Source organism: uncultured Veillonella sp., from assembly GCF_963534045.1.
Classification (GTDB): Bacteria; Bacillota; Negativicutes; order Veillonellales; family Veillonellaceae; genus Veillonella.
The window spans coordinates 104777-115811 of sequence record NZ_CAUSQT010000002.1; the positions used below are offsets into that span (position 1 = coordinate 104777).

General features: G+C 40.3%; 11 protein-coding genes, 1 tRNA gene and 1 pseudogene. 9 read left to right on the forward strand and 4 right to left on the reverse strand.

Features of this window, described 5'->3' with window-relative positions:
* Positions 1-356 precede the first annotated feature (356 nt).
* The 4 genes from bioD to RYP29_RS01120 all read left to right on the forward strand — a co-directional run bounded on the left by bioD (position 357) and on the right by RYP29_RS01120 (position 4503).
* Positions 357-1109 (forward strand): dethiobiotin synthase, encoded by a 753-nt coding sequence (bioD, locus tag RYP29_RS01105; RefSeq protein WP_311531658.1) that lies wholly within the window; start codon positions 357-359, stop codon positions 1107-1109.
* Positions 1110-1184: 75 nt separating this feature from the next.
* Positions 1185-2573: an adenosylmethionine--8-amino-7-oxononanoate transaminase gene (bioA, locus tag RYP29_RS01110; protein WP_311531675.1), complete on the forward strand. Its 1389-nt coding sequence runs from the start codon at positions 1185-1187 to the stop codon at positions 2571-2573.
* Between the two features lie 121 nt (positions 2574-2694).
* Positions 2695-4035, forward strand: coding sequence for an anaerobic C4-dicarboxylate transporter (locus tag RYP29_RS01115; protein ID WP_005376674.1), 1341 nt, complete (start codon positions 2695-2697; stop codon positions 4033-4035).
* Positions 4036-4206: 171 nt separating this feature from the next.
* Complete coding sequence (locus RYP29_RS01120; RefSeq protein WP_311531659.1) at positions 4207-4503, forward strand: hypothetical protein; 297 nt, start codon at positions 4207-4209, stop codon at positions 4501-4503.
* A 60-nt stretch (positions 4504-4563) separates the two neighbouring features.
* Here the strand turns inward: RYP29_RS01120 and RYP29_RS01125 are convergent, their stop codons facing one another.
* Genes RYP29_RS01125 through RYP29_RS01135 form a run of 3 tightly spaced genes read right to left on the reverse strand, consistent with a single transcriptional unit; the run spans position 4564 to position 6588 of the window.
* Complete coding sequence (locus RYP29_RS01125; RefSeq protein WP_005381542.1) at positions 4564-4968, reverse strand: Fur family transcriptional regulator; 405 nt, start codon at positions 4966-4968, stop codon at positions 4564-4566.
* Positions 4969-5027: 59 nt separating this feature from the next.
* Positions 5028-5846: a metal ABC transporter permease gene (locus RYP29_RS01130; protein WP_311531661.1), complete on the reverse strand. Its 819-nt coding sequence runs from the start codon at positions 5844-5846 to the stop codon at positions 5028-5030.
* A complete protein-coding gene (locus tag RYP29_RS01135) occupies positions 5839-6588 on the reverse strand; it encodes a metal ABC transporter ATP-binding protein (protein WP_311531663.1) in 750 nt (249 codons plus the stop codon). Before RYP29_RS01135 ends, RYP29_RS01130 begins: the two co-directional genes overlap by 8 nt.
* Positions 6589-6737: 149 nt before the next feature.
* On the opposite strand from RYP29_RS01135, the gene RYP29_RS01140 reads away from it, so the two are divergent.
* The gene (locus RYP29_RS01140; protein ID WP_311531665.1) at positions 6738-7643 is read left to right on the forward strand and encodes a metal ABC transporter substrate-binding protein; all 906 of its coding nucleotides are present in this window, start codon (positions 6738-6740) and stop codon (positions 7641-7643) included.
* Between the two features lie 179 nt (positions 7644-7822).
* Positions 7823-8491, forward strand: a complete 669-nt coding sequence (locus RYP29_RS01145; RefSeq protein ID WP_311531666.1) for a hypothetical protein — start codon at positions 7823-7825, stop codon at positions 8489-8491.
* Between the two features lie 57 nt (positions 8492-8548).
* On the opposite strand, the gene fliB is transcribed toward RYP29_RS01145, so the two are convergent.
* The gene (fliB, locus tag RYP29_RS01150; protein WP_311531667.1) at positions 8549-9466 is read right to left on the reverse strand and encodes a flagellin lysine-N-methylase; all 918 of its coding nucleotides are present in this window, start codon (positions 9464-9466) and stop codon (positions 8549-8551) included.
* A gap of 170 nt (positions 9467-9636) precedes the next feature.
* On the opposite strand from fliB, the gene RYP29_RS01155 reads away from it, so the two are divergent.
* From RYP29_RS01155 to RYP29_RS01165, 3 genes and pseudogenes are all read left to right on the forward strand, one after another.
* Positions 9637-10206: a PepSY domain-containing protein gene (locus tag RYP29_RS01155; protein WP_287524673.1), complete on the forward strand. Its 570-nt coding sequence runs from the start codon at positions 9637-9639 to the stop codon at positions 10204-10206.
* 49 nt (positions 10207-10255) lie between these two features.
* Positions 10256-10331 (forward strand) — tRNA-Thr (locus tag RYP29_RS01160).
* A 400-nt stretch (positions 10332-10731) separates the two neighbouring features.
* Positions 10732-11035, forward strand: a pseudogene (locus tag RYP29_RS01165) (hypothetical protein); the annotation flags it as partial.

Below are 11035 nucleotides of genomic sequence, written 5' to 3' on the forward strand. Positions count from 1 at the left end.
GTCCCATCGAGTTTACGTATAACCACAATACTCCGGAATTCCTCTGTATTTAATGAGAGAAGCACCGGCCGGGTCTGACTCCGGCCTGCGGCCTTCGCAGGGCCAAAGTCGCTGCGGGAAGGTTATCTCTGTTTCTATTTGCATTTGATGTAAATAAGCCTCATCGGGTCATACCTAAGCGAGGGAGAGTCGCGCGAGGGTATGGGTGGTTCTTGCTATAGGTGAAAATTGTCAACCTGTATAGATTGTATATAGTTGACGGTTCTGTTTGTAAGTTTTATACTGTAATTAAATTGTCAACTAATTATATATGCATAGTTGTTAATATTGATTCGATATGGTAAAGAGGTGCTCGTATGAGACAGTTAGGTGTTTCTATTATTGGTACGGATACGGATGTAGGTAAGACGTTTGTCACAGGTTTGCTTGGGGCGTTAGCAGTGGACGATGGTTTTGATGTGGGCATGGTTAAGCCTGTATCGTCTAGTGCAGTTCCATTTTCTCAATGTGGAACGATGGATGAAGATGAAATATGCATGGGCCTTGAAAGTAAGGATGCTACCTATTTGATGCAGTCTGTAGGTATTCCTGAGTCGCGTCGTCGCGAGGTGAATCCCATTGCATTGGCTGGGGATTATTCACCGCGTTTGGCAGCAGAGTTGGCCGGTGTGGACATCGATTATCCAGAGATTGTAAATCATGTGAAAAGGGTCGTAAATCAACACGATATTACATTTGTAGAAGGGGCTGGTGGAATTACAACGCCTCTTACTAAGGATATTACGTTTACAAATCTTATGACGGATATTGCATATCCTGCCATATTGATTGCTGATGGGCGCTTGGGTTCTATCAATCGCGTGGTATTGACCTATGAGTATGCAAAACAGCATCATATTGATGTAAAAGGAATCATTGTAAATGATACGACTGTGGTGGATCCATTCTTATTAAAGACGAATATTGAGGATATGGAACGGTATACCGGTATTCCGGTGCTCGGTGTACTTCCTCCATATCAAGGACCTAATCAAGCGCATATCAAACTTGGTTGGGGGCGTTCGTTCTTAGATTCGGCTAAGATTTGGCAAACTGTATGGGGCATTTAGTGAAAGCTCTATATACAAGGAATCTGGAATTAAGTAGATAGTATAGATATAAAATCTTAAGTATGAGGTGTTATGATGGCAGAGAAACAACTTTCACAAATTGCACAATGGGACCACGAATTTGTATGGCATCCATTTACACAAATGCAAGACTGGTTAGCACAAGAACCTGTAGTTATCGAACGCGGTGAAGGCGTGTATTTGATTGATGACAAGGGTAAAAAGTATTATGATGGTGTATCATCCTTGTGGGTTAATATTCATGGCCATAATCATCCTGTGCTTAATCAAGCGTTGAAGGACCAAGTTGATAAGATTGCGCATAGCACATTGCTCGGATTGGTGAGCCCTCCATCAGCGCAGTTGTGTAAAGAATTAGTTGAACTTGCACCAGAAGGTTTGGAAAAGGTATTCTTATCCGATGATGGTAGTACGGCTATTGAAGTCGCTATTAAGATGGCGTACCAATACCGTCAATTAGTAGGTCAAACAAAGAAAACGAAATTTATTGCACTCAATGCGGGCTATCATGGTGATACATTAGGTACTGTATCCGTAGGTGGAATTCAGTTGTTCCATCAAGTGTTCCATAATTTGTTGTTCAAACCTTTAACCTTGCCAAGCCCTGGTGTATACCGTGATGTAGCAGATCGAGATAAAGCATTTGAAGATTCCTTAGTAGAATTGGAACGTATCCTCAATGAAGAAGGAGACGAAATTACAGCTCTCGTTATGGAACCATTAGTGCAAGCTGCGGCCGGTATGCTTGTTATGCCTCACGGCTATTTAAAACGCGTTCGTGAGTTAACCGCCAAACATGATGTATTCCTCATCGTTGATGAAGTGGCAACAGGCTTTGGCCGTACAGGTAAATTCTTTGCTTGTGAACATGAAGGCGTATCGCCTGATTTTATGACCTTATCCAAAGGGATTACGGGTGGTTATTTGCCGTTGGCCGCTACATTGACTACAAAACGCGTATTCGATGCATTTCTTGGCACATTTGAAGAAAAGAAAACATTCTATCATGGCCATTCCTACACCGGTAATGCCTTGGCATGTGCTGTTGCATTGGCTTCGTTGAAAGTATTCCGCGATGAAAAGGTTATCGAAGGATTACCTGCGAAGGTTGAGGCTTTTACAAAGGCACTCAAACCTATCGAACAGTTAAAACATGTTAAAGAAGTGCGTCAACGAGGTCTTATTGTAGGTATTGAACTTGAAAAGGACGTTGCTACTCACGAAGCGTATCGCCCAAATGATGCGGTAGGTGCAAAGGTTGCCGTTCTAGCTCGTGAACAAGGCCTTATTTGCCGTCCAATCGGCGATGTGGTTATCCTTATGCCACCATTGGCATCCACGGTGGAACAATTGGAAGACATGGTTCGCATCGTAGGTGAAAGCATTAAACGTGCCACAGAAGAAGAGGGCGTATTAGAAGATTTGAAGCCAATCATTCTATAATTAAAAGCATTTTACTTGCATAATGTAAAATATATTCTATACATTCTCAAAATACGATGATTATTCTGCATATCTATGATACTATATATGTATAGTATATATATTCAAAGGAGGTCATCGTATGGACATTTATGTAATTATGCAAGTCATTATTTTGTTCGGTGCCATCTTCTTGGGCGTACGCCTCGGTGGCATGGGCATCGGCTATGCTGGCGGCCTCGGCGTCGTATTGCTGAGCCTCGGTATGGGGATGTTCCCAGGGCAAATCCCTTGGGATGTTATCCTAATCATTATGTCAGCCATTGCCGCGATTTGCGCATTGCAGTTGGCTGGTGGTTTAGATTATTTAGTACGCATTGCGGAAAATATCTTGCGTAAAAATCCTAAACACATCAACTATTTAGCTCCTACCGTTACGTATTTCTTGACAATCTTGGCTGGTACAGGTCATACGGCATTTTCTATGATTCCTGTAATTGTAGAGGTTGCAAAGAGCGAGAACATCAAGCCTTCCGTACCACTATCGATTGCCGTTGTAGCCAGCCAAATCGGTATTACCGCAAGCCCTGTATCCGCAGCGGTTGTTGCTATGAGCGGATTCCTTGAACCGTTCGGTGTTAGCTATCCAACATTGCTTGGTATTTGTATTTCCACAACATTTATTGCGGTTATGATTACTGCCTTTATCATGTCGACCTTTACGAACAATGATTTGTCTTCTGATCCTGTTTACCAAGAACGTTTGGCAGCAGGCCATGTGGCACCACCTCGTGAAAAGAATGTGGATTTCCATCTAAAACCAGGTGCGAAAAAATCTGTTTTGATTTTCTTAATTGGTATCATTTGTATCGTATTCTATGCAACAGCGATTTCCAAGAATATCGGTATCATTAAACCGGTTATATTTGGTCGAAACGATGCCATCGTCGGATTCATGATGATTATTGCAGCGGCTATTACATTCTTCTGTAAACTAGATACAGCACAACTTGTCAACACAAGTACATTCAAATCTGGTTTATCCGCCTGTGTCTGTGTTCTCGGCGTAGCATGGTTAGGCGATACCTTTGTAAAAGGTCATATTCCTGAAATTAAAGCCATGGCCTCTAGCATGGTAACGGCATATCCGTTCTTGTTAGCAGTTGCCTTCTTCTTTGCTAGTACGCTTTTGTATAGCCAAGCAGCGACTACACAAGCACTTGTACCGGCAGTAATCCTTGCTTTAGGTATTACTCCGGAAAATACGGGATCTGTATATATCATTATCGCATCCTTTGCGGCCGTATCTGCACTCTTTGTACTACCTACATACCCAACACTTTTGGGGGCTGTACAAATGGATGATACAGGTTCGACCCGAATCGGTCATCTCGTATTTAACCATCCATTCTTCATCCCAGGCGTACTTGCCATTGCTATTTCTGTAGCACTTGGTTTCGTTGTTGCTCCATTGATGTTGTAATTGGTGAAAGCTTATAAAATCCTATACTATGCATAATACACAGGGCCTAGTCACATACGACTAGGCCCTGTTAATTGTTGTGCAATGGATACATTATTGGAAAAATGCTATACTATAAGTAAGAGAGGGATATATATAGTGTGGTTAAGCAAGAGTATATAGGAGCCTATTATGTATACGATTTCTATCAAGCTAGATATGAATCGCATCCCGCCGGAAGCATTCGAGGCATTGAGAGAGAAGCATCATATCTGGTATAAAACATATTTTGATGCAGGAAAATTTTTAATGTTTGGCACAAGACCAGATAACTCTGGTGAAAACCTTATTATCGCTCAAGGAACAGTTGAGGACTTAGAAGAGGCTATACAATTCGACGCATATTATGCGGAGCAATTGGCAACCTATGAGATTCGCGAATATAAGGTAACATTGTTCAATGAAGCGATTAAAAACTATATAGATTAATATTAGATATCCCATATGAAAGGGCCCCTAGTACATTAGACTAGGGGCCCTTTTGGCGTTTTATCTGTTTTTACAGTCCTTACAGATCCCCGCAATTTCTAGGTGATGCTCTGTTACTGTAAACCCCACATCTGTAAGTTCCTGTGGCATTTCTACGACGGGGCAGGTATGTAGAGGTATCATAGTTCCACATTTCGTACATACCGCATAGTGACGGTGCGTATGGGGTGTAATTTCGTAGTACGCCATGTCGCTACCCATGATGGTGGTACGTGTAACGATATCTTTTGTTTCTAATAACTCAAGGGTTCGGTAAATGGTAGACATCCAGGTGGTGCTGCCATCGCCTAAGCGTTCAGCAATTTCGATGGCGGTAATCGGTTTATCCGTTGAGTTTAATACGGACCAAATAGCTTCGCGCTGTTTGGTCTTTTTTATGCCTTCTGGCCAATGTGTTGTATTCATAATAATGCTTTCTATTATGGGTTAACTATTAACTGTATGTACTCTTGTACACATACTATTTATTTACTAAATTGCATCCTCCGAATTATGGATTTAATGTTCTTGATGATGAGTACCACTAATAGGATGAATACCGATGTAAGTGATACAAAGCCACCTGGTGCTACGTTAAGATAATAGGATCCGAATAGGCCGATAATCATGGCCATTAAACTAAATCCAATGGAGCAGAGTAAGGTTGTTCTAAAACCTTTTTCCAATTGTAATGCAGAGGCTACCGGTAAGGCGATCATGGCACTTAATACGAGAACGCCGACGATTTTGATGGAAATGGATACGGCTGCCGCCATTAAGATAGCAAATACATAGTTAATCAAATCCACTTTTACACCCGCTACTCGTGCTGCCTCTTCATCGTAGGCGATGTAGAGCAGTGAGTTGTAGAGGAAATACAAGGTTAACACAGATAATATGGTGAGTACTGCAATGCTAATCATATCTGTAGTATTTACGGTTAAGATGCTACCGAAGAAGAACACGTTAGCGTTAGCTTTCAGCTTGCCCGAACTGATGAGGGTAATGGCTGTACCGATGCTGAGAGATAAGATGATGGTAAGAATTAAATCAAGATGATGAGAAAAGTATTTTCGCAAGAACTCGATAAGAGCGCCGCAGATAGCGGTGAATATGAAAGCCCCTAATATAGGGTTCGTATTGGTCAATAAACCGAGGGTAATTCCGGCGAGGGATGCGTGGCTCATGGTGTCGCCAATCATACTGGACCGGCGTAGTACCATAAATATACCGATGCATGGGCATAATAGAGATATGCAGACTGCTACGAAGAAGGCATTTTGCATGAAATCATAATTAAACATGGCGCACCTCCTTAGTTGTTGTATCATCAGCCTGAGCCGTCACGTCTGTAAAGCAGGAACAGTTTTCATGGGCTACAGGATTGTGTCCCGTGTTATGCATGATTTCGCTAGCATATTGTTCAGGGGAACAGAGATGACCTTGACCATTTGCAATGTGATAGATATTTGTCGAATTTGCAAGAGCCATTTCCAAATTATGCTCTACAGAAATAATGGTAATATGGTGTTCCTGATTTAGTGTGCACAAGAGGGCATAAATACCTTCTTGGCTCTTGCGGTCGATGCCCGTTGATGGTTCATCGAGAATGATGAGATCTGGGCTACCGATAAGGGCCCGTGCGATAGAAACGCGCTGTGCTTGACCGCCGGATAATTTGCTGATGAGGCGGTCTTTAAACTCTGTCATATGTGTGAGCTCAAGAACGCGATTCACTTCATGCTTATCTTTGATGTTCAATAGCTTGCGATAGGAATCTAGAATTTCGTGGACTGTAATAGGAAATCCAGCATGGGAGAAATCATTCTTTTGTGATACATAACGAATATTGTTCGTGTTGCATGTGATGGAACCTTTTACAGGCGTTAGAAAACCTAGAATGAGGCGCAAGAGGGTGCTTTTACCAGAACCATTGTCGCCTACGATGGAAATATAATCGCCGCTATGCACCTCTAAGTTTAAATCATTTAGCACATAGGGCGGTTGACCTTGGTATGAAAAATAAAGATGTTGAATTGATAACATAAAAACCACTTTTCTGATTGACAAAATTATTACTACGTTTATACTATAACTATATTACAAATGCAACTGAGTCGCAACTGCAACTAAAGAATAGTATATATACTATAATAGCATGAGCACTCAGGATTTCAGAAAAAAGGAGGCCAACTATGGTCAAGAAACTGGTATTGTTAGTAGTCGGCGTATTGATGGCTGCTTTATTTGCAGGCTGTGGTAATGATGTGCCAAAGGAACAAGCAGGTAAGAAAATCCAAGTGGTAACAAGTTTTAATGCTATGTCTGAATTTGCGAAGGCCATCGGTGGCGATAAGGTAGAGGTATCTACGATTATTCCAGATGGTACAGAACCACATGACTTTGAATTAAAACCAGAAAATATGAAACAATTGGCAACGGCTCAAGTATTTGTTTACAATGGTTTAGGCATGGAACCTTGGGCACAACAAGCGATTGATGCGGCTAAAAATGATAAACTCGTATCTGTGAAAGCTTCTGATGGTATAGAGGCTATTAAAAATACAGATCCTGACGAAATTAAAGAGCATGGCGCCGAAGATCCTCATGCATGGTTATCTTTAAAAAATGCAAAAATCGAAGTTAAAAATATTAAGGACGCATTGGTAAAGGTAGATCCTGCTAATAAGGATTACTACGAAAAGAACTACAATGATTATGTGGCAAAATTAGATGCGATGATTCAAAAATACGAAGGCCAATTTGCAAAAGCACCACACAAGAATTTTGTAACAGGTCATGCAGCCTTTGCATATCTATGCCGTGACTTTGGTCTAGAACAAAATAGCGTAGAAGATGTGTTTGCAGAAGGTGAACCAAACGCGGCACAATTGGCTAAACTTATCGAATATTGTAAAGAAAACAAGATTACTACTATCTTTGCAGAAGAAATGGCTAGCCCTGAAGTATCCAAAACATTAGCTCAAGAAGTAGGCGCTAAGGTAGAAACTATTTATACTATCGAAAGCAAGGAAGACGATAAAACGTATCTTGAAAGAATGGATTCTAATTTGACTAAAATCTTGGGAAGTTTGCAATAACTTTTTATGAGTAAAGTTAAACTATTTATAACATAAAAATATAATAAAATTAAAAGCAAGGTATAGAGTATACCTTGCTTTTATGTTATAATAAATGAGCGTTTCATGAAAAACGCACTGTCTGTGTGCATTGATGCATACTTGGTATTGTGTTGTATTAATAAGTATTAAGAGGACATATGATTGAATTCTTTGATCGATTAGTAGGGCCTATCGATACGGATGGCGTGCGCATATATCGTCAACGTACTAGCATAACTCAATTAATCGTGATGATTGTGCTCGCCGTTATATGTTACCAATTTACCGCTATAGGTGATTCGGTGTATGCGGAGGCTATGAAAAATTTCATCATGAATCCCGCTACATTTATGAAGCTTGAACAACTTCCTATGGTTAACGTCATTGAACTCAATGGATTATTACAAAAGTTGAGCACGACTACACCTCTTTGGGATGTGAGCAGATGGTTATTGCTGATTGTGAAAGCCTTAGTTATGGCTATACTCATCAGTGGTTATGCACTATGGCGTGCCCGTCATTGTTATACGATGACTATTTTAACGGGCGTATTCCACTGCATTGCCTATGCGCAGGTGGTCATTGGCATTTATATGTTAAGCTTAGGCGTACTTTTTGCTTTGGCTAAAGCTCCTGTCGTTCTTGTGTTGTTATTGGGCGTATTCCTTACGATTATTTGCTTACTTCTTACCATGTCCTTAATTACTGTGGTAGGACGTATTGTAGGGGCCGCTGTTTCGGGTAATGCCTTTGAAGGGCTTCTCGTCATTTGCGGTGCTTATATCGTCTGGATAGGCATGAAATTTTTAGGCATACTACTATTCTAAAAAGACCCATTCCGTTTGTGGAATGGGTCTTTTGGTCTGTTATATAGCCACTACGCATTATTGGTCGTGGTTGCTATTTTCATAGGCATCGAATAGGTAAGATACATTGTCTTCGTCATATTCAATTTGTTCAGACCAGCGTCTAATTTGCTCTGGCAGATTTCCGAATTGATGTGTCAATAATGCGATGAATAATGTAGCATCAAAGGCATATCGTACAAGACTTTCTAACGAGTACTCCGCGAGCATATCAATTTGGCGGTATAAGATGTATTGATACACCTTGTTGAGTGCGGCCGTTTCTTGGGCATCAAGGTTGAGCAAATCCGTCGTATTCATTGCCGTTGTTGATGATAGCATATCTTCTAAATGAGCTAGTTGTTTTGTCCACTCTTCATCGATAGGTTCCGTTTCTTTATATAAGTTGATTAACTCTTGGCAGTATCGGATGGAGTGATTTGGTGTAAATTGACATATAGCAGGATTGATACCTAATGCTAAAAGGTCAAAGATATTTTCTAGTACGGGACGATCGTCTGCGGTAAACTCGCCATCATCATCTTCAATGGTGAATTGCAATTGGTCGCCTTCGGTAGCTAGTAACTTTTCTACCGATTCTTCGCAGGATAGACCTACGCCACACAACTCGAGGTCTTTGATGTATTTATAGAATCTAGGATGCATATGACACGTATCACATAAACTATCTTCGCCTAGCTCTAGGACAACGCGGCACAAGCCATCTTCTCGTAGCAACGGACAGGTAGGTTGTTTGTCACTAAACATAAAATAATAGCCTTCATCATCGACGGTCATAAATTTCCGTAGATCTTCGCCTAATGGTGTAGGCAACGTTTGATATAGTTTAGCCGTCTCCTCATCGACATCGATGGTCCATTTTTGGCAACATGTATGATGACATTGATTGGCTTTGCATTGAAATATATGGTAAAAGGTTGGATATAAAGAAATCATAGTACTCACTTGTATATATTATTAACTACTGTTTTGATAATTAGATTGTAACATATGCTATCTATTTGTGGGTGTTATTTAGGTTATGATTTTGTTCGTGAAAGTCCTAATTATTGTGTATAATATTAATATATGGAATATTTACTAATCTTATTATGTAGGAGGAACTTATGAAATCTATGTTCGTAAAAGGCGGTATTGCATTAGCGCTAGTAGCGGCATTTGGGGTAAATGCACCAGTTGTTGATGCGGCTAGTATTGTACCGGTACAACCAACAGTAGCAGTCGTTGATGCTAATCATGCAGCCATTGTAGGTGCTAATACATTGCTTAATGCTTTCATTCAACAACATCCTAAAGCAGCGATTACAGAAATCGCGTTTGATGGTGAAGATGGTCAAATTAAGTATGAAGTTGAAGGTTTTGATTCAACAGGTAAATATGAGTTGAAATACAACTACAATACAAATCAAATTGGTGAAACAAAAGATGGTGCTTATAAGGTTTCTTTAGAGAAAAAAGCCTTTGATCCAACTCGTATCTTAACACCAGACGCAGTTGTAAACTTTGCCTTTGCTCAAACAAAAGGCCAAGCAACAAGCCTCAATAGCTGGTCCGTAAAAAATGAAAAAGGTCGTTTTGTATATGATGTAGAATTTGGTGCCGCGAATCATCAAGAAATTGAGGTACATGTAGATGCTTTCACAGGTGAACTCGTATCTGTAAAAGGCGTAAAATAGGTGTATTTGACATCTTACTGCAATAGGAGTAGGATGTTATTATACACATGCTGGTATAGCTCAGTTGGTAGAGCGGCTCATTCGTAATGAGTAGGTCGTAGGTTCGAATCCTATTATCAGCTCCAATGGCCACAAGGTTAACACCTTGTGGCTTTTTTGTATGTACGGAGTTTTTTCTAAAAATTTACTCATGAATGATCTAGCTGTGAGTCATATTGAAAAAATTAGTATTTAATAATATGAGTAATGTTACATAGTATGGGCTTTCACAGAAATCAGCAGACATAATATGAATTGATGATTCATGAATCGCGTTTGTAAAAATTCTATAGAAATTTAGCCGAAAATTCATATATATTTCATGCAATAAATTGAGCTGTTCTGATATCTTAATTTACATCTCATACGCGGTGGCTAAGATGGTCTCAGTTAGCCGCCATAGGCCTAGGTGGTAAACAGATGTGATTGTACATAGGTTATATTCCATAGCTTATATGCAATTAACTATTTGAAACTTAGGAGGACATGATGAAGAAATCTATCGTAAGAACTAGCCTTGCATTGGCAGTAGCTGGTGTATTAGGCACTAGCGTAGTTGCTTATGCAGCAGAAGCCCCACAAGTACAACCTGTGCCGGTAGTAAAAGAAGCAGTACAAACTGCACCAGTAGTAAAACAAGAAGCAACAGCACCTGTACAAGCAGTTACTCCTGCTACAACAGATCCAGCTGTTAATACTGTACCAGTAGCTACGGCAGGTCCTGCTGCGAAAGCTGCAACAGCACCAAAAATTGATGTGTCTGCAGCTATTAAACCTGTAGCAAATGAAA